17 protein-coding genes are annotated in these 22,847 nt (G+C 43.7%); 9 read left to right on the forward strand and 8 right to left on the reverse strand.

The window, feature by feature from the left end:
* Positions 1 to 32 precede the first annotated feature (32 nt).
* Positions 33 to 1,670, forward strand: a complete 1,638-nt coding sequence (locus tag H3302_RS12265) for a methyl-accepting chemotaxis protein (protein WP_182395382.1) — start codon at positions 33 to 35, stop codon at positions 1,668 to 1,670.
* Between the two features lie 62 nt (positions 1,671 to 1,732).
* Here the strand turns inward: H3302_RS12265 and H3302_RS12270 are convergent, their stop codons facing one another.
* The 4 genes from H3302_RS12270 to H3302_RS12285 all read right to left on the reverse strand — a co-directional run bounded on the left by H3302_RS12270 (position 1,733) and on the right by H3302_RS12285 (position 6,472).
* The gene (locus H3302_RS12270; RefSeq protein ID WP_180311057.1) at positions 1,733 to 3,256 is read right to left on the reverse strand and encodes a leucyl aminopeptidase family protein; all 1,524 of its coding nucleotides are present in this window, start codon (positions 3,254 to 3,256) and stop codon (positions 1,733 to 1,735) included.
* Positions 3,257 to 3,351: 95 nt separating this feature from the next.
* The gene (locus H3302_RS12275) at positions 3,352 to 5,034 is read right to left on the reverse strand and encodes a carbon starvation protein A (protein WP_036966280.1); all 1,683 of its coding nucleotides are present in this window, start codon (positions 5,032 to 5,034) and stop codon (positions 3,352 to 3,354) included.
* A gap of 108 nt (positions 5,035 to 5,142) precedes the next feature.
* Complete coding sequence (gene dinB / locus H3302_RS12280; protein ID WP_036966279.1) at positions 5,143 to 6,195, reverse strand: DNA polymerase IV; 1,053 nt, start codon at positions 6,193 to 6,195, stop codon at positions 5,143 to 5,145.
* 70 nt (positions 6,196 to 6,265) lie between these two features.
* Positions 6,266 to 6,472 (reverse strand): hypothetical protein, encoded by a 207-nt coding sequence (locus H3302_RS12285; RefSeq protein ID WP_075594054.1) that lies wholly within the window; start codon positions 6,470 to 6,472, stop codon positions 6,266 to 6,268.
* A gap of 151 nt (positions 6,473 to 6,623) precedes the next feature.
* Between H3302_RS12285 and H3302_RS12290 the strand changes: the two genes are divergently transcribed.
* The 3 genes from H3302_RS12290 (at position 6,624) to H3302_RS12300 (ending at position 9,168) form a co-directional block, all read left to right on the forward strand.
* Entirely contained in the window at positions 6,624 to 7,052 is a 429-nt protein-coding gene (locus tag H3302_RS12290; protein WP_036966275.1) for a thioesterase family protein, read from the forward strand.
* Positions 7,053 to 7,064: 12 nt separating this feature from the next.
* The gene (locus tag H3302_RS12295; protein ID WP_036966273.1) at positions 7,065 to 8,117 is read left to right on the forward strand and encodes an aldo/keto reductase; all 1,053 of its coding nucleotides are present in this window, start codon (positions 7,065 to 7,067) and stop codon (positions 8,115 to 8,117) included.
* Positions 8,118 to 8,253: 136 nt separating this feature from the next.
* Positions 8,254 to 9,168, forward strand: coding sequence for an ABC transporter substrate-binding protein (locus tag H3302_RS12300; protein WP_182395385.1), 915 nt, complete (start codon positions 8,254 to 8,256; stop codon positions 9,166 to 9,168).
* Here the strand turns inward: H3302_RS12300 and H3302_RS12305 are convergent.
* A complete protein-coding gene (locus H3302_RS12305; protein WP_036966270.1) occupies positions 9,131 to 9,742 on the reverse strand; it encodes a fumarylacetoacetate hydrolase family protein in 612 nt (203 codons plus the stop codon). The genes H3302_RS12300 and H3302_RS12305 overlap by 38 nt on opposite strands.
* Positions 9,743 to 10,059: 317 nt before the next feature.
* Here H3302_RS12305 and H3302_RS12310 point away from each other — a divergent pair, with 317 nt between their 5' ends.
* The 4 genes from H3302_RS12310 (at position 10,060) to H3302_RS12325 (ending at position 16,396) form a co-directional block, all read left to right on the forward strand.
* Entirely contained in the window at positions 10,060 to 13,008 is a 2,949-nt protein-coding gene (locus H3302_RS12310) for a TonB-dependent receptor (protein WP_259369859.1), read from the forward strand.
* A gap of 90 nt (positions 13,009 to 13,098) precedes the next feature.
* Positions 13,099 to 14,640, forward strand: a complete 1,542-nt coding sequence (locus H3302_RS12315; protein WP_036966265.1) for a tryptophan halogenase family protein — start codon at positions 13,099 to 13,101, stop codon at positions 14,638 to 14,640.
* Positions 14,641 to 14,660: 20 nt separating this feature from the next.
* The gene (locus tag H3302_RS12320) at positions 14,661 to 15,386 is read left to right on the forward strand and encodes a SapC family protein (RefSeq protein ID WP_074988912.1); all 726 of its coding nucleotides are present in this window, start codon (positions 14,661 to 14,663) and stop codon (positions 15,384 to 15,386) included.
* The gene (locus H3302_RS12325; protein WP_182395387.1) at positions 15,386 to 16,396 is read left to right on the forward strand and encodes a cupin-like domain-containing protein; all 1,011 of its coding nucleotides are present in this window, start codon (positions 15,386 to 15,388) and stop codon (positions 16,394 to 16,396) included. Before H3302_RS12320 ends, H3302_RS12325 begins: the two co-directional genes overlap by 1 nt.
* A gap of 65 nt (positions 16,397 to 16,461) precedes the next feature.
* On the opposite strand, the gene H3302_RS12330 is transcribed toward H3302_RS12325, so the two are convergent.
* From H3302_RS12330 to H3302_RS12340, 3 genes are read right to left on the reverse strand one after another with little or no spacing between them, the layout of a single operon-like run.
* Entirely contained in the window at positions 16,462 to 17,493 is a 1,032-nt protein-coding gene (locus H3302_RS12330) for a family 16 glycosylhydrolase (RefSeq protein WP_182395389.1), read from the reverse strand.
* Entirely contained in the window at positions 17,484 to 20,000 is a 2,517-nt protein-coding gene (locus H3302_RS12335; protein ID WP_036966252.1) for an exo 1,3/1,4-beta-D-glucan glucohydrolase, read from the reverse strand. The genes H3302_RS12330 and H3302_RS12335 overlap by 10 nt, the downstream gene beginning before the upstream one ends.
* 11 nt (positions 20,001 to 20,011) lie before the next feature.
* The gene (locus H3302_RS12340) at positions 20,012 to 21,277 is read right to left on the reverse strand and encodes a sugar MFS transporter (protein ID WP_074988914.1); all 1,266 of its coding nucleotides are present in this window, start codon (positions 21,275 to 21,277) and stop codon (positions 20,012 to 20,014) included.
* A gap of 234 nt (positions 21,278 to 21,511) precedes the next feature.
* Here H3302_RS12340 and H3302_RS12345 point away from each other — a divergent pair, with 234 nt between their 5' ends.
* Positions 21,512 to 22,846 carry a GH1 family beta-glucosidase gene (locus H3302_RS12345; RefSeq protein WP_259369860.1) on the forward strand — a complete coding sequence of 445 codons (1,335 nt, stop codon included), beginning with the start codon at positions 21,512 to 21,514 and terminating at the stop codon, positions 22,844 to 22,846.
* Position 22,847: the final 1 nt, after the last annotated feature.

A 22,847-nucleotide genomic window follows, 5' to 3' on the forward strand; every position in this document is an offset into this window, starting at 1 on the left:
TGCTTTTAGACAAGCATGACCAAGGAATACACATGAACTACTTACGCCGTTTTACAATCTTACAACGCCTTGCCATGTTGGTTAGTGTAGTGGTGGTTGGATTGATCTTTTTAAGTATCTCAAGCTTAATGAAGCAATATGATTCTTTAGAACAAGAACAATACACCAAAACTCAAAACCTAGTGGAGTCAGCTCACAGCATTATTGAACACAATTATGCTTTATTCCAACAAGGTAAACTCAGTGAACAGCAAGCAAAACAAGCTGCGCTGGATACTATCGCTGCACTTCGCTATGACAAAAGCAATTACTTTTGGATAAACGACTATCAACCTGCGATGGTTATGCACCCATTCAAACCAGAGCTTGAAGGTAAATCACTTGCCAACAATAAAGACCCCGACGGGGTACACCTGTTTGTTGACATGGTGAACGTGGTTAAACGACAAGGCGAAGGGTTTGTTCCATACAAATGGCCTAAGCCTGGAAAGGATCAACCCGTTGATAAAATTGCCTATGTTAAGGGTTTCACACCATGGCAATGGATTATTGGTTCGGGTGTCTACATTGACACCATTGAAGATGCATTTGCTTCACTACGAAATCACGTCATTATCACTGCGGTGGTTATTATTAGTCTGTTAATTGCGCTCAGTTATTTAATTGCAAATAGCATATTACGACCAACTCAATTGGCTGCTGATATGATGAAAGACATTTCGCAAGGTGAAGGTGATTTAACCCAACAACTTGATGAAAACGGCAATGATGAGGTCTCTCGGCTATCGCGTTACTTCAACCTATACACAGCAAAAATGCGAGAGTCACTCAAGCAAGTCGCGCAAAATGCTCAACAGGTCAATCAGTACGCCCACAATGTGGATGATGCCACTAAAACCAATCATTCTTTTATTGAACTGCAAAACGACAGCTCAACACAAGTTGCCACCGCAATGGAAGAAATGACTCATCAAATTCATGATGTTAGCCAAAATGCAGATCAAGCTGAGCATGCCGCAAACGACGCGGCGCAAAATGCTTCAACCGGTAAACAGGTGCTCAACAAAACCATTACCGCTATTGAAACTCTGTCGCATAATATTGAGCAGGTTAGTAAGGTAACCACCGACCTTGCTGCAGAGAGTAACAATATAGGCTCTGTACTGGATGTTATTCGCAGCATAGCAGAGCAAACAAACTTACTTGCGCTTAATGCCGCGATTGAAGCGGCTCGCGCGGGAGAGCAAGGGCGCGGCTTTGCTGTCGTAGCCGATGAAGTGCGTACACTGGCTAGCCGTACCGGTAAAAGTACTGATGAAATTCAGGCCATGATCAGTAAGTTACAAGCAGGTGCTAAAGCTGCGGTTGATGCGGTATCTGCCAGTCAACAACTGTCGAGCGAAACCGTCTTACAAGCAGGTGAAGCAAGCAGCTCACTCAGTGAAATTGAGCGTTTGGTCACAATTATTAAAGATATGAATAGCCAAATAGCCCGCGCCACAGAACAACAAACGAGTGCGGCAGATGAAGTTAACTTACGTATCAATGAGCTGTCACAATCAACCGAACAGTCACTATCTAATACCCAAGGGCTATCAGATGCCAGTGAAAGCTTAAAGCAAAGCTCACAAGCACTGAGCGATGTGGTAAATCGCTTTAGACTTGATTGAGCTAAATTTTAACGAAAAAAAGCCCCGCTTCATTTTTGCGGGGCTTTTTTAATGCTTAAATATTACAAGCAATAACGTGCAAATAAACTGCTGACAGCTGCTGCGGTTGGCTTACCATGTTGCCAATCACCGCCTTCTACACCACTGCCCGCGATGTCCATGTGAACATACGGTAATGGGTGTGCTGATTCAGTGCCATGCTTATCTAAACCACCTACAATCGCTAAGAATGCCATTGGGAACTGGTGGCCACGTGCAGTCACTGCTGACGGTGCATTGTTACTCGAAAGTACATCATCGGCTAATGTACGAGGCTTAACAAAGTCGTAGTCTTCACGACGGCTGCGAGAGACCTCTGCGCCATCAGCCCATAAATCACCTAAATCAGCAATTTTACGTGAAACCTGCGCTTGACGAGCGGGTCCATTTTCAACATAAGCGCTGTAAGGACCCATCGCACGTGCTGCGTGACCTGTTAGCGTTGCAACAGTGAATAGCTCTGGATTTACTTCATTTAATGCGCGGTCTTTCATTTCACTGAGTAAATCACCCATTGCTAAACGCCCCTCTGCGTCGGTATTACCGATGCGTACACGAACGCCTTCACGGCACGTAATGATTTCGTCAGGCACGAAACAATCAGAACCAATTGAGTTTCGAACCACGGCTAAGTAAGCAATCACTTTGACACCTTTAGGTGCATAATCAGCCACTGACTTCATAAAACCAGCGACCGATGCTGCGCCACCTTTATCGCGGCTCATACCCGCCATAAAGCCACCCACTTTAAGGTCGGCACCACCGGTATCATAAACAAGCCCCTTACCAACGAACATTAACGTACGCTCAATGTCACCCTCAGGAACATATTCAAGCTTAACAACACGTGGATGATGACGCTCAACAGCGTATGATGCACGCGCTACAGTGCTCATCATTGGGTAATCTTTATCGATAGTGTCGATATCTGAAATCACATCAACAGACACTTTACTGCCCGCAAATAACTCAACACAATAATCGGCAAAACGTGGCGGTGCCATGCGCTCAGGCTCTGTACCGCATAAGTCACGCGCAGCATATTGGCCTGCGGCAATTGCATTCAATGCTTTAACCATGGCCTCATCAGCACCCACTAAGCTAATTTGACTGATTGGCTCAATCGCTTGGCCATGAAACTCACGCGCTTCAAGTGGCTGCCATAATGCTTGGCAAGCACCTAAAAAGGCAACTTCAAGTGCATGTTTGTAACGCGCATCGTGGTGTGCACTCGCAAGTAAAATAGCAGGCTTGGTGCTGCCCGAAGCTTTTGCTTCTAGCACGGCTAATTTAGCAGCATCAAAATAACGACGTACATCGTCATAATCGCGATTAAGCGGACCTGTAGGCGCTAAAATAACGCGCTTTGAGTCAATCACAAGTAATGTGACTTGCTTAGAGATACGTGCATCAATGGCTTGTTGAGCACTGATAGCGTGGCTTAAGCTTGCATCGGCTAAAGACGAAAAATTATCACCGATAATAATCAATGCATCGTGATCTGCATCAGCTAATTGAGAGGCGACAACTGCATGAGGGTATGCCATAAAAAAAGGTCCTGCTGTTAGAAACATAGGACCTTATTATCATTGATTTAACGCGCTATTGCCAGCCGTGCAAATGAGCGGCTGGCAAGCAAAGTTTACTGCTCAGACACAGATTGGTTGTCTTTGCGATGTTTCACAATGACAGACCATGCTTCTAGCATCACCAGCACACTGATCACCAGTACCAGTAAATCGAGCGTTACAAGTAACCAGTTGCCTTGTTGGTAATATTCACCTAGCTTAATCACACCCGCGAAGAATGCCATTACCAGTACAAAGCTCATCGGTATTAACGTGTACTTCGCAGGACGATTCGCTTTGATTAACATTACCGAAATAACCAGTAACGTTAAACTTGCAAGGATTTGGTTGGTAGAGCCAAACAGCGGCCAAATAATCATTCCGCCGCTGCCATCGGCACCACCTGCACCAAAGGCAAGTAGCAAGCAGCACAGTACAGCGACAAGCGTTGCGACAATCCCATTGCGAATAATACTGATATTATAAATATCACCCCACTCTTGAATAATGTAGCGTTGTAAACGAACGCCAGAGTCCATTGTCGTGCCTGCAAATAGCACCACCATTACCGCAAGTAAGGTCGACGCGACTTCTTGTGAAATACCCCAACCACTTTCGATTAAGTTTGCACCCCCATTGATAAAGGCACTCACGCTCCCCGCTCCTAAGTGGCTGTAAATTTCATGCCATTCTTCAGGTGATACAGCCAATGCGACACCACTTACCGCCACCAGCGTAATAAGTGCAAGCATGCCTTCACCCACAGCACCTAAATACCCAACAAAGCGACCGTCAGTTTCTTTGTTTAACTGTTTAGAGCTGGTACCCGATGACACGATTCCATGGAAACCCGATACCGCACCACAGGCTATGGTGACAAACAACAGCGGAATAATACTCGGCGTATCCACTGCCGTTTGTGTATTAAATGCAGGTGCGGTGATATCTGGCATTGAAATAAAGACCGCGCCATATAAAAGCACTAAACCAACCAGCAACTGCATACCATTAATAAAATCGCGAGGTTGTAATAACATCCACACAGGCAGTAAAGAAGCAATTGCAGCGTAGATGAACAAGATAATGATCCAGTTTGCGTTTGCACTTAAGCCAAACATCTCATCTGGCAACGCAATGGGCATACTACTGCCAAGATAAATGGTGTAATAAAGGATACCGACACCAATTAAACACAGAGGAATTAAAGAAACTTTACGGCGCAGTAACTGGCCTATAACAAGGGCCACAACAATGGCTGACCAAGCAGGAAAAACCGCATTTGGCTGGGATACAAATGATTTAGCAATAACAACCCCAAACACCGCATTCACCATCAGTAGCACTAAAAATACCACAATCATAAATAACGCACGGGTACGCTTACCGATGACGCTTTCAGACAAAGCCCCCATCGACTTACCTTTGTTGCGAGCACTGGCCCAAAGAGCCCCCATATCATGGACGCCAGCAAAAAAGATTGTTCCAAATACGACCCATAACACGGCAGGCACCCAGCCCCAATAAACAGCAATAGCAGGACCGACTATCGGTGCCGCACCTGCTACAGACGTGAAATGGTGGCCCCACAACACGACCTTATTGGTGGGTACATAATCCACACCATCCTCAAGCTCATGAGCAGGTGTGACGAAGTTATCATCCATTTTAAAGATTTTTTCGGCGATGAATTTCGAATAAACAAACCATCCGAATAACATACCGACTATTCCGAGCAGCACGATCACGACCGATTGCATAGTCATCTCTCTTATGTAGTTATAATGTTGTCTAGAGGCCGTGAACACGAATGGTTCAACACCCCACACTGAACACTAACAAACTTTAAACAACCTAGGTGTTAACCTTTAGTCTAATATACTTAACTGAAAATGCTCGTGGGCTTCACTCTTTATTCCCACACCAATGCCCAAGAGTCTGACGGGTTTATTATTTCCGCGTTCATACGCTTTACTCATTAACTCTGTAAAAATGCTGTCATCTAACTGATGATGACTTTGGTCGGCACTGGTCACTGTGAAATTTGCGAACTTCACTTTAACTGATAATTTGTTGATTCTGTTACTCAGTTGCTGCCTTTCTAAACGGCGTACTAACTCTGTCATTAAACGGGGTAACTCAGATAAACATTCAGCTAAGCTATTTTTGTTGAATTCATAAGTGTGTTCCACACTCAGCGATTTACGTACGCGTTCCGTAGACACTTTACCTACGTATTCTCCTGCGCATTTTTGATAAAGCGAAACACCAAAGTTCCCCACGTGTTGCTGCATCCAATTAACCCCTTTTTCGCGAACATCAGCTCCCGTGTATAAGCCTTTAAGTTGCAATTTTTCAAGCGTCACCTTCCCTACACCTGGGATCTTGCCTAGCGGCAACTTGGCTAAAAAGCTATCCACTTGCTCAGGCAGTACCACGCACTGACCATTGGGTTTATTCTCATCACTGGCTATTTTGGCAATAAATTTAATCGGTGCGATACCCGCCGATGCAGTTAGGCCTGTTGTGGTAAAAATTTCTTGTCGAATTTGCTCAGCCATTAGAGTCGCACTGCCTCTGCATGCACTGCTTTGGGTAACATCTAAATAAGCTTCATCAAGCGATAAGGGTTCAATCAGGTCAGTGTATTTAGCGAAAATTTCACGGATTTGTTGAGAGACTTCTTTGTATACATGCATTCGTCCGGGCACAATGACTAAATCAGGACACAATTGTTTAGCATGGTAGTTAGACATAGCTGAACGAACGCCATATTGGCGCGCAATATAGTTGGCCGTAGAAAGCACACCACGGCGACTGTTCCCACCAATCGCAAGAGGCACACTGGCAAGTGCAGGATTGTCACGCATCTCTACTGCAGCAAAAAAGCAATCCATATCAATATGAATGAATTTTTTCATCAGGCATACAACAACTGTTCATTTATACAGTTATTATTGTTTAATCTACCTGATAGTGCAAGCGAACATACTAAGAGGTTTGACGTGTTTGCTCGCGTGTTTTTTTGCGATTAAACAGCCGTGCTCCAAATAACCAAAAGGCGGCTTCGAGAAAAAGTCCCAAGACAATTAGTACGATAAACCCAGACATTGTGCCCATACTGTAGCACAGTAGAGCCAGAGCCAGTAAGATGAATAATACTGCCCACTTTATCATTTTCGCTGTTAGTTGCTGCATAACTAGGTCCTTCATGTGTGTTCGATTTACTCACACTTTACGTAAGCGTGAACTTATAAAGTTAGCACAATATACTTAGTTTTCTAATTTTCTTGAGCTAAAAGCAGCATGTTGCTAACCTAGCTTTTCTCACAATTAACCTGGATTTGCTATGCAATCGTTTATAGAACAACACCCTATCAGAACAAAAATTAATGTAGCATGGGGTGAAATGGACGCCCTTCAGCATGTGAATAATGTGGTCTATTTTCGTTACTTTGAAACCGCTCGTATCGACTTTTTTACACAATTAGGCTTTCTTAAAGATTTACAAGCAACAGGCGTGGGTCCGGTGATCAGCGAAAACAATGCTCGCTATAAACGCCCCGTGACGTTTCCAGATTCCGTGCATGTTGGTGTAACCATAAGTGACATTGAAAAAGATCGCTTTATGATGCACTACACCGTATTCAGTGAGAGCCAAAAGGCAGTTACCACTGTTGGCTCATCACACGTTGTCATGTTTAACTTTACTACGGGTAAAAAAGCAGAACTAAGCGATGAGCTTTTAGCTGCACTTAAAGCCCACTCTAACGATTAACAAGGAACTAATATGCTTTATAGCCCACTTGGCCGAAGTGGTATTGACGTCTCCCGTGTTTGCTTAGGAAGCATGACATGGGGTATGCAAAATAACCAAGCTGATGCCGATGAACAAATTGCCTATGCGTTAGATAAAGGCGTTAATTTTATCGACACGGCAGAAATGTATGCCGTACCGCCCTCGCCCGACACCTATGGTAAGACCGAAGAGATTATTGGTCATTGGCTTGCACGTAATAAAGATAAACGTGAAAACCTCGTTATTGCGACTAAAATTGCCGGTAATGGTTTACCTTGGGTTCGTGAAGGCGAAGATATCACTCGTCAAGCGGTGGTTAACGCCGTTGATGCCTCATTAAAACGATTACACACTGATGTTATCGACTTATATCAGCTTCATTGGCCTAACCGCACCTCGCCGCATTTTGGTAAACAATGGCCCGGCATTGTGCGTTTTTCAGATGCCGACACCGAGCAAAATATTGCAGGTATGCTCGATATTCTTGAAGGCCTGAATGACTGTGTTAAAGCCGGTAAAATTAAACACTGTGGTCTTTCTGATGATAGTCCATGGGGTATTAGCCAATACTTGCGTTTAAGTGAGCAACATAATTTGCCGCGCATGGTGTCTATTCAAAACGAATTTAGTCTACTGCATGCCAAAGACTGGCCTTACTTAATCGAGCAATGTATTCACGAAGATATTGCGTATTTACCTTGGTCACCCCTTGGTGGTGGTATGTTAAGTGGTAAATACCTTAATGGTGCGCGCCCTGAAGGTAGCCGCTGGACACTGGTACAACGCAATGGCCTATTTAGAGACACGCCTCAGTCGCAACAAGCTATCGCAGAGTATGTAGAGATAGCGAATGCCTTTAATCTAACCCCTTCACAACTTGCGCTTGCATGGTGTGATCAGGTCGATGGTGTCAGTTCAACCATCATCGGTGCCACGTCAATGTCGCAGTTAAAAGAAAATATTGATGCTTTCTCAGTGACGCTCACCGATGAGGCACTTGAAAAAATAGCACAGGTATTTAATCGCTACCCAATGCCATTTTAATGCTGTAAAGCCTATCGTTTGATAGGCTTTAATCCCGCCAAAACCAATACTATATAACCATTTTTAATTGCTGTTTATTTTATTTTCAATACTTTGGTGTATAGTTAATCATCGTTATTGAGTTGTAAGGTAAACGATGAGAAAACATCTAAAAAAAGCATTCTATGTTATTTCTAGCTTATTACTTGGCTCGTATGTGCATGCTTCTGAACAACTATCAATTACATGGCTCGAAAACGATAGCGGGCCTTTTTATATCGAAAAAAATGAAACAACTCCTCACGCGGGTTTATGTAACGAAATAACCGATTTACTCATCACCGCCCTGCCACACATAAAACATACCAAGGTGACAATCCCACAAAAGCGAGCAAGTAAATATTTAGATGAAGGCCACATGGCTTGTTATGCGTGTATGATTCATCGTGAACAAAAAACACATCGCGTTACTTACTCTATTCCGACCACGGTTTACCCACCGTTTACTATCTTAAGTAATAGCGAGCAAGCTGAAAAAATTTATAAAGCTCACGGTAATCCCGTGTCATTAATTTCGCTGTTAACGGATGCACACTTTATGTATGGTCAAAATGATGCACGCAAGTTTGGCAACACACTGGATAACATTGCAAAAAACATTAAGCTTTATGACTATGCAGCACTGAGCAGTACCGGCAGTCAAGCAAGTTATGCACTACTCACGCAGCTTGATCACGGCTATATTGACTACACCATTGATTACCCATTTGTGGCAGACTATTACAATAATAAATACCAGCAAGATATAAAAAAACTCGCCATCGGTGACCCTGAACAGCATGTTGTGCTGGGTGCGATTGGCTGCTCAACCAGCGCCCCCAATAATTATGCACAACGCGTGTTAGTCGACATTAATAACGCGCTTAAAAACACCGTATTACCAAGTGAAAAATATCAACAAAACCAACGAGCTTGGTTAGAGGAAAGTTTTCCTGATTTTTTAAATTACTACCAACGATTTATCTTAGCGCCACTTAAATCGCCTGCCATTGATGGGTTAGAACTTGAGTAGAGCCATCTTTTAGCGCCACATTAAAAGTGGCACCTGAAATAACTTTACCCACTCCCTCAGGGGTGCCTGTCATAATGATGTCACCATCCTGTAAACTCATAAATTCATTGATCTCAGCTAAAATCTGCTGAGCAGTGTGGATCATCAACTGAGTGTCGCCAAGCTGGGCTAATTTACCATCAATGTGTAGACTAAATTGATACTGCCCTGACTCATTGACTGGCACAAATTCTGTAAAAAGTGCCGCTCCATCAAAGGCTTTAGCACGCTCCCAGGGTAAGCTTTTTTGTTTTAGCTGAGTTTGTAAATCGCGTTTGGTTAAGTCAAGTCCAAGGCCAACACCAGCAAGCTGTTTATTTTTAACTAAAAAACACAACTCTGCTTCGTAATGTAATTGCTCAGAACCGTGCTTAGCATACAGCGACTGCGTTAATGCGCTGTTCGGTTTTACAAATAACACCATACTGGTCGGTGTTTCGTTATTGAGCTCTGCGATATGAGCGGCATAGTTTCGACCAACACACACCACTTTACTTGGTGTCACTATTTCGTTAACAAATTTGACTGAGTGCATTGTGGGTTCCTTATAATCTACAACACCTTTTGTACTATATTAACATTAATTGAATTATCTAATTTTACCTAAAACAGCTGCAAAACCCGTTAAAAAGCCAAAAAGTTACACTTAATTATTCCTTATAATAACATGAACATACATATTAATTGCCAACTAAAAAGTGATTTATATTGACCATTGTTTAACTTTCTAATAACTTATTGTAAGCGGTTACATTTATAAAAATCGGGTTCGGCGATTTTTTTTGCAATAGAATGTAAGCGCTTACATTTAGACAACAAACACGAAAAATAAAACCAAATCTGGAGATTTGCATGAACCACACACTATTCAAGAAAAAGCAGCTTGCCATTAGCCTTTCCATGGCAATGGGATTAAGCACGCTAGTTCCTCACTCAGCTGCTGCCGAAGAAAAATCCGAGAAAGCGAGTGATATTGAAGTAATACAAGTATCGGGGATCCGCGGTAGCCTTGTAAAATCAATGGATATCAAACGTCAATCTGCAGGTGTTGTTGATGCAATCACGTCAGAAGATATCGGTAAGTTTCCAGACACAAACTTAGCAGAATCTCTGCAACGTATTACAGGTGTGTCTATAGACCGCAGTAACGGTGAAGGCAGTAAAATCACTGTACGTGGTTTTGGTCCTGAGTTTAACTTAGTCACGTTAAACAACCGCCAAATGCCAACAACGGGCGGCCGCTCATTTGATTTTGGTGATATCGCGACTGAAAGCGTCAGCGGTGTTGAAGTCTACAAAACAGCTCGTTCAGACATACCTAGTGGTGGTATCGGTGCAACCGTTAATATCACTACAGCAAAACCATTATCGAACCCAGGTCTTAAGGCATCAATTGGTGCAAAAGCGGTTCATGATACATCAAACGAAACTGGCGATAATATTACACCTGAAGTTTCTGGCATTTACAGTAACACTTTCAATGATGACCGTTTTGGTGTTTTAATTTCAGGTTCAGTGCAAGAGCGTAACAACCGCGAGCAATCAATGGCGGTTGATAACTGGATCCCGAATGTTGATATTTCGTCATCTCCAGATTTAGCGTTAACAGACAACAATCAACGTGCCGATGGGGCAACATGGTATCCACAAAATGCCGGTTATGCCTTCTCGGACAACACACGTAAACGTACTAACGGTCAACTTGTATTGCAATACGCGCCAACAGACCGTATTACAGCAACACTCGATTACACCTACTCAAAACTTGAATTTGAAAAAGACGGTCGTAGTTTCGGTGTGTGGTTCAATAATGGTGGTAACGTAAGTTCAGCGAACATCAACGAAAATGGCACTTACACAAAAGTTACTGAAATTGGTGGTGATTATTCGACAAACCTTAATCGTGGTGCCACAGAAAACGAAAACAAATCACTGGGTTTAAACATTGATTGGCAAGTAACTGATAACTTAAACATCGAGTTTGATGCTCACAACTCATCAGCAGAAAGTGCTGGGGTTGGTCTTGGCCATGATGCATTTATGATCATTGGTAATACATCGTGTTCATGGTGTGAAAACCCAACAGTGAATATTGATGAGAAAATGGCTGACTTCAGCCAAGGCGAAATCCCACTGATCGATATGACATTGACCAACGGTCAAGCAGAGCTATTACCAAGCGATATGGGAACCCTATTCGCTGGTGTTAATAAAGACACGAACACTAACGATCTAGACCAGTACCAGTTAAAAGGTACTTGGTACAATGAAAACACAGGCGCGCTTTCAAGCATTAACTTTGGTGTATCACATACAAAAGTTGATTTCCGTACTACCACGGCTTATTCAGGTCAGTTAGCGGCTGGTTGGTGGCTAAATTCTGCTGATTGGTATGATGACAGCATGTTTACGCGTGTTGACAGCTCTGGTTTACTTGATGGCTTCTCAGGTGGCGGTAGCGACAAGCTATTAAACTACTACTACGATGCTGACTTTGATGAAATCGTTGCAATCGCCGAAAGCATTGACTGTGACCACCCAGATGGCGGCATTGGTGCATGTAGTTGGCCAGCGGATGTAAACGGCAAGGTGCAAGCGGGTCCAATTGATGATGACCACCGTGTTAGCGAAGAAACGACGGCATTTTATGCACAAGCTAACTTCGAAACAGAATTCAACGGCATGCCAATTAACATTACCGCAGGCTTACGCTACGAATCAACAGATGTTACAGCAAACAGCCTAGAGCGCCCTGCTGTTGCAATGGAATGGGTAAACGGCAACGAATGGTCATACATTTATGCTGATGAGCGTACATTCTCAAACGGTGAAGGCAGCACGAAAGAATTTTTACCAAATATCGATATGAACATCGAAGTGGTTGAAGATGTGATTGCTCGTTTCTCATATAGTCGTACCCTAGCTCGCCCACCTGTTGGCGCACTGCGTTCAACAACGTCTTTCTTGGGTAACCCCAAAGTGGGTCAACGTAAAGTTGCGGTAGGTAACCCGAACTTAAAACCTTATACAGCCGATAACATCGACTTATCACTTGAGTACTACTACGGTGAAGGCAGCTATGTTTCTGCTGGTTACTACCGTAAGCAAGTTGATAACTTCTTAGTGAACATCACCACAGAAGAAACAATTGACGGCATCACAGACCCATTCATTGGTGACCGTGCTGAGCAAGCGCGTGAAGATCTAGCTGCGGCAGGTGAGCAACCGTCTGACCAAGCAATTCACGATAAAATCAACGAAAACCAAGGCACTGAAGAAGGCACACCGATTGTGGGCAATAGCACTGACCCACTGGCAAACTTCTTTGTATCTCGTGATAACAACGTTGAGACCGCTAACCTTTGGGGTTGGGAGCTTGCTGCACAGCACATGTTTGGTGAAACTGGATTTGGTATCGCAGCCAACGCAACGTTTGTATTTGGTGATGTTGAAGCAGACAGAGATGCTATCGGTTATCAATTTGCCTTACCGGGCTTAAGTGATTCAGCAAACTTCTCAGCTATTTATGATTTAAACGGCTTATCGGCGCGTATTTCATATAATTGGCGCGATGAATTCTTAACAGGCTTTGATCAACACTCATCACCTGTTTTTACTGAGTCTTATGGCCAGTGGGATATCAACGTGAACTACGCCGTGAACGAAAAGCTAACGGTGTTTGTTGAAGGTCTAAACCTGACAGATGAAACGCAGCGTACCTACGTTCGTTACTCTGAGCAGCTGTTACGTGCAAACCAGTACGGTGCGCGCTACAACATCGGCTTCCGCTACTCGTTCTAGCATTTTGTTGTCAAAAAAGCCGCTCAACAGCGGCTTTTTTTTTCACAAATATGCTAGTTTGTCTTTATAGCGTTTAAGGTAGCTTTGAACATGCAACAGAATAATGTAAAAAAAGTGGTCATTTTAGGAGGGGGAACTGCCGGTTGGTTAACCGCGGGTTTAATTGCCGCACAGCCACATTTAACCCATAACGCACAGATCACCCTCATTGAATCCCCTGATATTGCCACCATTGGTGTTGGTGAAGGTACCTGGCCGACAATGCGCCAAACACTGAAAACCATCGGCATTAGTGAAAGTGACTTTATTCAAACCTGCGATGCTTCATTTAAACAAGGTTCACGCTTTGATGGCTGGTGCGAAGATGATGGCAGCACCCATTATTACCACCCGTTTAGTTTACCTGTTGCCTATCAGCAGCTAAACATTGCTCCCTATTGGTTCGCCAATAAAGAGGCCGTAAGTTTTAGCCATGCCGTCGCAAGTCAAACCTACTTATGCGATCACCACAAAGCCCCAAAAAACCACCTACACAGCGCCTACCAAGGCGAAGCAAACTATGGTTATCATTTAGATGCTGGAAAGTTTGCGATGTTATTGCAAACTCACTGCACCACTCAACTTAATGTCGAGCATATTGTAAGCCATGTTGAAAGCATTAATAACGATGATGAAGGCTACATCAGCTCATTAGAAACACGCGATCATGGAATAATTACCGGCGACTTGTTTATTGACTGCTCGGGGACACACGCAAAGCTCTTACATCAACATTACGGCGTTGAATTAATCGAGCAACAAGATGTGCTATTTAACGACCGCGCAGTGGCAGTGCAAGTACCTTATGCAAGCCCACAACAAGACATTTTGTCTTATACCAAAGCCACCGCTCAAGATGCGGGCTGGATTTGGGATATTGGCCTACAAAGTCGTCGTGGGCTTGGTATGGTTTACTCAAGTCGTTTTGCCAACAGTGATGATGCCAAACAAGCGCTTGGCCGCTACATTGAAAGCACCCAGCCAGGCACAGACCAAAGCCAATTAACATTTCGCGAGATTCGTTTTACACCCGGCTACAGGCGCACTTTTTGGCATAAAAACTGTTTAGCAATCGGAATGTCAGCTGGCTTTATTGAACCGCTAGAAGCCTCTGCACTCGTGATGGTGGAGCTTGGTCTTAATAATTTACTGGCTAATTTCCCCACACACCGTGCAGCGATGCCTACGCTTGCCAAACGCTTTGATGACCAATGCCATTATCGCTGGCAGCGCATAATCGAATTTTTAAAACTGCATTACGTGTTATCAAAACGGACCAGTCCATACTGGCAAGCACATAAAGAAGCCGCAAGTGTACCGGCGCAACTGCAAGAGAATTTAGCGCTGTGGCAGTATCAAAGTCCATGGCTCAACGATTTTGATCGTGCCCAAGAGGTATTCTCTGCGGCCAGTTATCAGTATGTGCTCTATGGCATGAAACAGCTGCCTAAATTTCCAAGCATGGCAATGCCTGCTGCAATTGTTGAGCACTTTACTGCTAATCAACAACATGCCAAACATGCTTTACAGCAGCTACCAACAAATCGTGAGCTGCTAAACCATATTCAGCAATTTGGTATTCAACCTATTTAATATCAGCATTAGGAGGCCCAATGGCCAATCACGTTTTACTTGATAATATTAGCCATAAAGACCTGAAAGTGATCACCGCACGCGGTGCCGACTGGGGCGATAAAATTAGCTGCGCCACTATTTTCCCAAGCGAGTTTGCAAAAATACAAGCAAACCAACCTATCGTATTTCGTAAGCAACCACAAACAGGTCAGTTTGAAGCATTGGCATTATTTGGTTTTGAAAATGGTGAAAACCTACTGCTTGATGAAAAAGGCGAATTAAAACTAAGTTACTTACCGCTTAGCATGCTGCGCCAACCGTTTTTAATAGGCCAACAGACGCAATATAACAATGGAATTCCTGAGCAATCATTAGTGGTGCATATTGATTTAGACAGCCCTCGTGTTAGTACAAGTCAGGGGGAAGCCATTTTCCTTGAGCATGGCGGTAACAGTGATTACTTAAATCACATTGCTCAAGTACTGAATACCCTACATCAAGAGCATCAAACAATTAATGGTTTTTTTGAGCGCCTACTTGCCGCCAACCTACTGGAAGCATTCAGTATCGAATATGCCCAAAAGAATGGCGAAAAAGTCACAGTGACAGGTTTTTATACCATTAATCAACACGCACTAAATGATTTAACACCGCAACAGTTAAAGCAGTTGCAACAGCAAGGCGACTTACAAGCCATTTATATGGTACTTGCATCAATGGAACAGATCCCACACTTACTGAATAAGAAGTGGGCGCAGCAGTAATGTTTAGCGCAGCGCCAATTAATGAGTGCAATGCCTCAGAGATTACCAACCTCAAAGCGTTTTTAGCCGACTTAACTGAGCCTTTGGTGATAAGAGAGCTGTGTGCTCACTGGCCTCAGGTTGCAGCAGCCAAAAAAGGCGAAAAACAGGCATTGAGCTACCTTTTAGAGCTGGCCAATAATGCGCCTGTTCGCAGTTTTAGTGCCGATGCTATGCATCAAGGCCGCTATTTTTATAATGCTGATTTATCGGGACTTAATTTTTCACAACACGCCGACTCACTTAAAAGCGTGCTAGACAAGTTAGTCGATAAATTAGCGCACACACAGGCTGACTCGTTGTATATGGGGTCAACCGCTGTGGAATACTGCGCGCCGGGCTTTAGCCTCGACAACCCATTAGAGGTGACCGATTATAACTGCCTAACAAGTCTCTGGGTCGGAAATCACAGTCATATTGCGGCTCATTACGACAATGCCGATAACTTGGCGTGTGTTGCTGCGGGTAAGCGCACCTTTACCTTACTACCCACTGAGCAGGTAAATAATTTATATGTTGGGCCTCTTGAGTTTACACCCGCGGGTCAGGCTATTAGCTTAGTTGATTTTAATAACCCTGATTTCACGCGTTTTCCACGTTTCAAAGAAGCAACAGAAAAGTCGCAAACAGCGACATTAACACCTGGGGATGCTATTTATATTCCTGCACTTTGGTGGCACCAAGTCAGTGCAACCCAGCCATTTAATGTGTTAGTTAATTATTGGTGGCGACAAGCTCCGGAGTATTTGGCCAACCCCTTTGATGCTATGTTGCATAGCATGTTGGCGATAAAGGACTTACCAAAAGAGCATAAACAAAAATGGCAGCAATTGTTTAATCACTATGTATTTGATGATGAGCTCGATTTAACCAGCCATATTGCACAGCCTGCACACGGTATTTTGGCTGATATTGATGAATTAACCGCAAGAAAAATAAGACAATTATTACTACAAAAGCTCAACCGATAGAATGAGCCAAAAGCCAGCAGATGCAACGAGTTCGGCGAAACACCTGCAGGCTCTTGGCTCATAATTCACTGACGTTTGCCTTTTATGTGCACTGCTGATGGCTGCACAGAAGCGCACCCCTTGCCCGTTTCACTGTTTTGACTACACTGAAAAACACGCACATAATCCACTAGCATTTGCTTTGGATAACCACTCATATCAACCCCTTTATCATTCACATTGGCGGGCCAATTACCCCCAACTGCAAAGTTGAGTAATAAATGAAAACGCTGATCAAAAGGGGCAAAACCGCTATTTTCTACAAATGAGCCATCGGCTTGCTGTGATGTTGAATACCACTGGTCATGGCGAAACGTTGCATAGTGCACATTATCAACATACCAACGAATTTCATCTTGCTGCCATTCAAGCGCATAAACATGAAAATTATCAGCGGGGTTATCTGCATCACTAAAACGATAAGGCGTGCCACTGTAAACATTTTCAGGAGCAGGTCCACCGTAATGCAAGGTGCCATGCACGCGTGTTTCTAAGCTACCAGCTGGGGCTGTTTTATCATCAGTTTGAGTGTTTAAATTAACCGCTTCCATAATGTCAATTTCGCCTGATGACGCCCAGCGACCATAGTGCCAATCCGTAGGCAGCATCCAAATAGCAGGCCACGCCCCTTGTCCTGCTGGCAATTTAGCGCGAACTTCAAAGCGTCCATAACGCCAATCACCTAAGTGCTTAGTACGAAGCCGTGCCGACGTAAAAGGCTGAGTAGCCACCAACGCCCTTTCAGCATCGCGAGTAACTTCATCTGCGTTATGTAAAGGCCCAGTGTATTGCTCTTTACGCGCAACAGTATGCAACAAGCCAGATTCAACAAAGCTGTTTTCGCTTCTGGCGGTATAGCATTGCTGCTCATCATTACCACCACCACGGCAATTAACTTCGTGCTGCCACTTAGTTGGGTCAATGGTGTTTTGTTCAAACTCATCGTGCCAAACAAGCTGCCAGCCTTCACCTAGGCTGGCTTTAATGGGTTCTGCTGTTTGCTGACAGGCACTCAATGCGCCTGTTAGCAAAATAACAGCATAGGTTTTTACTGACATGAAATTGTTGAGTCCTGTGCGTGTGAACTGCTCACACTAAGTTTAGCAACAGATACATGCCACGCACCGTCAGTTGCAAGCTGCCATGGTGAGAATATTTGTCCAAGGTTAACGCCTTGCTCAACAAAACAGTTCAAATCAACCGTGAGTGTTTGCCACTCAGACGTGCGTGTTAGCTGTTTGCTAATATCAAATTGACCGTCACAATTTTCACCACACTGCATCCCTAACATCAATGGTGCATCTGCTGCTTGGTCTATCTTAATTTGCATTTCAAGCTGACCCGCTTTTTCAACATATGAACGCAAATCTGACGGGAACGCAGCCATTAAACGTACCGCAGCAGGCTCTTTACCATTAAAGGTAATCGCACGCGCGTCTTCTTGTACGTCTTTATCAAAGGTTTTTACGCTTACCGCATTGAGTGATGCACGGCTACTTGTCATTGTTTGTTGCTCATTGCCGCTTTGCAGTTGCAATGACCAAGGGGCTTTTACTGCGCGTTCAAATAACACTAAATCTTCTAATTTAGTGGCCACGTCAGATACCTCGTTTAGTTCATCAGTTAAGGTATTGGCATCTTGGTAGGTTAAGCCAAAGCCATACGGCAGCAGAGGTGCGTAGTTTTTATCGCCACGATTATAATTTTCTACCGGATTATTTGGCCAAGAGAACGATAATTTCCCTTTAAAATCATGATTAATTGAACCGTCAGCCTGTTTAAAGATGACATCGCTAATGGCATCACCTTCACTGCCTACAAGCCAAGTTGCTACAAACGCATCACTGGCATTAAGCTCAGCATTCACCCACATTGGGCGACCACTAATAAACAGAGATACCACTGGAATTCCGGCTTGTTTCAACTTTTTAAGTAAGGCTAAATCTGATTTATTACCACGCTGATATTCAAGGTTATCTAGGTCACCATTGCCTTCTGCATATGGTTGTTCACCAAACACCACAATGGCCACATCAGGTTTTGTTGTATATTCACCGTTTAAATCGTATTGAACCTGTCCACCAGCTTGCTCAACCGTGTGTTTAATACCATCGTAAATTGATGATCCACCCGGAAAATCACTGTTTTCATTACCAGTGCCTTGCCACGTAATTGTCCAGCCACCCGACTGCATACCAATGTTGTCAGCACCCAGACCCGCGACAAGCACATTTGCTTTAGGCGATAATGGCAACAGCTGTTGCTTATTCTTTAATAACACTAACGATTCACGCACCGCTTGCTTGGCAATTGCACGATGCTCAGCACTGCCAATGATGTCTGTTTTGCCTGAAAGCGGACGGTTTGCCGGGCTTGGTTTATCGAATAAACCGGCACGCATTTTAACGCGCAGAATACGCGTTACTGCATCATCAATTCGGCTTTGGGCTATGTCGCCACTGTTAACTTGTTTGATTAAATTTTCATACAATGGCTTCCACGCATCTGTTGGTACCATGTAAACATCAAGACCCGCATTCGCAGCTTGTGCACAATTACCATTTGTACAACCCGGAATTTGGCCGTGACCATTCCAGTCTCCAACAACAAAGCCATCAAAGCCCATTTTACCTTTTAACACATCGGTAAGTAGGTACTTACTGCCGTGAATTTTCTCTCCATGCCAGCTATTAAACGACGCCATCACCGTTTGTGCGCCGGCACCTAGTCCACCGACATAGCCTTGGGCATGAATATCAAATAACTCTTGCTCAGATGCCGTGTTATTACCTTGATCGTCACCCCCTTCAGTCCCTCCATCACCTAAAAAGTGCTTAACGGTACTGATCACGCGCTTATCCGATAAAAAGTCTTCATCAACTGCGCCTTGTAATCCTTTTACAATTGCTGCTGAGTAAGCTTTAACGATTTCAGGGTCTTCAGAATAGCCTTCATATGTGCGTCCCCAGCGATCATCACGAACCACGGCAACGGTCGGTGCAAACACCCAGTCGATACCCGTTACCATCACTTCTTGTGCGGTTGCCGCTGCAATTTTCTCAATTAAGGCGGGGTTATTTGTCGCCCCTAAGCCAATGTTGTGTGGGAATAAGGTCGCCCCAATTACGTTATTGTGACCATGCACAGCATCGGTGCCCCACATAGTAGGGATTTTGCTGCCATCAAGTGAATCGTCAATTGATGCTTGATACATTTTTTCAGCCAAGTCTATCCAATCAGCGGCGCTGGCATGTTTATCATTATTAGGGAATGCGCCTCCACCATTTAGGTAAGAACCAAACCCGTATTTACGCATATCTTCAACCGTGATATCTCGAATTTCAGGTTGAATCATCTGCGCCACTTTTTGCTCAAGCGTCATGTCTGCCAAAAGAGCAGCTATTTGCGCTTCCATTTCTGGGTCTGCGTTAATGCCCGTTTCGATACGAGGCCAGATTTCATTCTCAGCGTTCATTTTTGCCACCTTATCTTGCCCTGTACAGCCAAGAATGCTGATGCTGGCAATCATTATCGAACACAGCGTTAATGGTTTTTTTATTGTCATAGTCTGCACCTTTAAGAATGACGGTTCTGAGACACTACTTTTGAGCCAGAAAGCGCAAAGTAAGTAATATATAAATAACAAGCGATTGGCAGTAGTAACGCGAGCTGTACACCGATTGAATCAGCCAGCATACCTTGCATAAGCGGTATAATGGCGCCGCCAACAATCGCTAAACATAAAATACCTGACCCCTTTGAGGTGTATTTACCCAGGCCATGCAGTGCCAAGCTAAAAATGGTTGGAAACATAATTGAATTACATAACCCAACCAGTAAAATCGCCCACATTGCAAGGCTGCCCTCGCCGGTCATTGCAACAATAATCAATACAACAGCCAGTAATCCATGACACGCAAGCACTTTACCTGCATTGAACTTTTGCATTACCAGCGCGCCGATAAAGCGGCCGATCATGGCGCCAGCAAAATAGTAGCTAATGTAATGAGCGGCTTCTTTATCAGTTAAGCCTGCAATGTTATCAAGGGTTAAAAAGCCGACTAAAAAGCTACCAATGGCGACTTCAGCACCGACATAAACAAAAATACCCACAGCACCAAGAATCAAATGGCGATACTGCCAAACGCTGCCTAAATCAACAAAGTCTTCAAGGTCTTGATGCTCCGCTTCGTTATCAGCTTCTCTGCCTAACTTAGGTAATTTTAAGAATGCAAAAATGAGGGCAAGAACAAGCAAACTGGCAGACAACATTAAATAAGGAAACTTCACTTGTTCCGCAGTCGCATGACTCACTTCCGTTAAAATTAACCACCCACCAAAAATAGGTGCAACCGTGGTGCCTAGCGAGTTAAATGCCTGGGTCATTGTTAAACGTGAAGACGCGGTTTTTTGTGGTCCAAGTACACTGACATACGGATTAGCAGAGACTTGTAAAATAGTGATGCCTGATGCAAGCACAAACAAGGCAAGTAAAAACAACTCATACACATGTGCGACAGCCGCAGGGTAAAACAGTGCGCATCCAATTGCTGCTACAACCAGCCCTACAACAATACCAAACTGATAACCAATACGACTTACAAGCTTACCGGCGGGAATAGACATCACAAAGTACGCGCCAAAAAAGCAAAACTGAATCAGCATCGCTTGCGTGTAGTTAAGTGAAAACATGCCTTTTAGATACGGGATCAGAATGTCGTTTAAACACGTGATGAATCCCCACATAAAAAACAAAGTGGTTAATGATGCCAGTGCAAAAGTTTGCTTGGGCATCGCCACTTGACTTGATGTTGCCGCAACAGGCGTTGAAACATGAGCCATAATTTTATTCTCTAGTTATTTATATTTATCAGTTTGTTACAGCAAATATAGTGCTTTTTCATGGTTAAAGAAAAAACAAAAAAGTGTTGCAACATAAAATGTAAGCGCTTACATTTATAACATATAAATCATATTAAGCAATTTATTTGCAGAAAAACTGTAAGCGCTTACAACTGACTACTATGCTGTATGCCAGCCGCCTTACACAATCAATGCGAAGGAAGACTATCCACTGTGTTTAAAACTATTTCTCTTTTGCCCGACTCGTATTTACTTAAGCCCGAGTTTACCTTTGGTGTTGCTACTGCCTCATTTCAAATTGAAGGCGCACGGGATACACGCTTAGCGTGTATTTGGGACTCTTTTTGCGAAAAACCTTCCGCCATTGCCGATAACAGTAACGGTGATGTAGCGTGCGATCATGTTACACATTGGCGACACGATATTGAGATGATTGCTGATTTAGCCGTTGATGCCTATCGTTTATCTATTTCATGGCCTCGGGTAATCAACGAGGATGGCTCTGTAAACTCACAAGGCATGGCATTTTATACTGAGTTACTCAGCGCACTTAAAGCACGCAATATCAAAACATATGTCACCTTATACCACTGGGATTTACCCCAGCACCTTGAAGACAAAGGGGGCTGGCTGAATCGCGAAACAGCCTACAAGTTCCAAGACTATGCCGACAAAGTCAGTCGTCACTTAGGTGACTTGGTTGACTCTTTTGCCACGTTGAACGAACCGTTTTGTAGTGCGTATTTAGGCTACGAAATTGGTGTGCATGCACCTGGCATAAAAAGCCAGCAAGCAGGTCGTCAAGCGGCTCATCATCTATTACTGGCTCATGGTTTGGCTATGCAAGTATTACGCAAAAACTGCCCTAATACCGAGGCAGGTATCGTATTAAACTTCAGTCCAACCTACCCACTGACAGAGAATGATTGCAACGCAGCAAAGCTTGCTGACCAATACCATAATCAGTGGTACATTAAAGCGGTTTTAGAGGGATGCTATCCCCCGCTTTTTGATGACTTAGCGGCGGATGTAAAACCCATTATCGAAGCCGATGATATGGCAATTATTAGTCAATCTGTCGACTTTATTGGCGTTAATTACTATACCCGCATACACTACAAAAACACGCCTGATGGCTGGTTTGAAGAAGCCCCGCTGACCGATGTGCGTGTCACAGATATGGGCTGGGAAGTATACCCAGAAGGCCTGACTGAGCTGCTTGTTTCATTACATCAGCACTATAATTTACCCAAAATGTATATCACCGAAAATGGTGCAGCCATGGCTGATAGTTTAGTAGATGGTGAAGTATACGATATTGAACGCGTTGATTATTATCACACTCATTTAAATGCTGTGTGTAATGCAATTCGCCAAGGCGTTAATATTCAAGGCTATTTTGCATGGAGCTTAATGGATAACTTTGAATGGGCATATGGTTATGAAAAACGTTTTGGGTTAGTTTATATCGACTATCAAAGCCAACAACGCATTTTAAAAGAAAGTGCAAAGCAGTATCGCGCACTGTTAAAGCAGCGAAAAAAATAAT

It is taken from the genome of Pseudoalteromonas sp. MT33b (assembly GCF_014117385.1).
GTDB lineage: Bacteria > Pseudomonadota > Gammaproteobacteria > Enterobacterales > Alteromonadaceae > Pseudoalteromonas > Pseudoalteromonas lipolytica.

Excerpts from the sequence above, each read along its gene's own strand:
- H3302_RS12290 (WP_036966275.1), top strand. The coding sequence starts at position 6,624 with ATGCAATCGTTTATAGAACAACACCCTATCAGAACAAAAATTAATGTA.
- H3302_RS12285 (WP_075594054.1), bottom strand. The coding sequence starts at position 6,472 with ATGCAGCAACTAACAGCGAAAATGATAAAGTGGGCAGTATTATTCATC.
- H3302_RS12295 (WP_036966273.1), top strand. The coding sequence starts at position 7,065 with ATGCTTTATAGCCCACTTGGCCGAAGTGGTATTGACGTCTCCCGTGTT.
- H3302_RS12310 (WP_259369859.1), top strand. The coding sequence starts at position 10,060 with ATGAACCACACACTATTCAAGAAAAAGCAGCTTGCCATTAGCCTTTCC.
- H3302_RS12340 (WP_074988914.1), bottom strand. The coding sequence starts at position 21,277 with ATGGCTCATGTTTCAACGCCTGTTGCGGCAACATCAAGTCAAGTGGCG.
- H3302_RS12265 (WP_182395382.1), top strand. The coding sequence starts at position 33 with ATGAACTACTTACGCCGTTTTACAATCTTACAACGCCTTGCCATGTTG.
- H3302_RS12300 (WP_182395385.1), top strand. The coding sequence starts at position 8,254 with ATGAGAAAACATCTAAAAAAAGCATTCTATGTTATTTCTAGCTTATTA.
- H3302_RS12330 (WP_182395389.1), bottom strand. The coding sequence starts at position 17,493 with ATGTCAGTAAAAACCTATGCTGTTATTTTGCTAACAGGCGCATTGAGT.
- H3302_RS12335 (WP_036966252.1), bottom strand. The coding sequence starts at position 20,000 with ATGACAATAAAAAAACCATTAACGCTGTGTTCGATAATGATTGCCAGC.
- H3302_RS12270 (WP_180311057.1), bottom strand. The coding sequence starts at position 3,256 with ATGGCATACCCTCATGCAGTTGTCGCCTCTCAATTAGCTGATGCAGAT.
- dinB (WP_036966279.1), bottom strand. The coding sequence starts at position 6,195 with ATGAAAAAATTCATTCATATTGATATGGATTGCTTTTTTGCTGCAGTA.
- H3302_RS12325 (WP_182395387.1), top strand. The coding sequence starts at position 15,386 with ATGTTTAGCGCAGCGCCAATTAATGAGTGCAATGCCTCAGAGATTACC.
- H3302_RS12305 (WP_036966270.1), bottom strand. The coding sequence starts at position 9,742 with ATGCACTCAGTCAAATTTGTTAACGAAATAGTGACACCAAGTAAAGTG.
- H3302_RS12315 (WP_036966265.1), top strand. The coding sequence starts at position 13,099 with ATGCAACAGAATAATGTAAAAAAAGTGGTCATTTTAGGAGGGGGAACT.
- H3302_RS12275 (WP_036966280.1), bottom strand. The coding sequence starts at position 5,034 with ATGCAATCGGTCGTGATCGTGCTGCTCGGAATAGTCGGTATGTTATTC.
- H3302_RS12320 (WP_074988912.1), top strand. The coding sequence starts at position 14,661 with ATGGCCAATCACGTTTTACTTGATAATATTAGCCATAAAGACCTGAAA.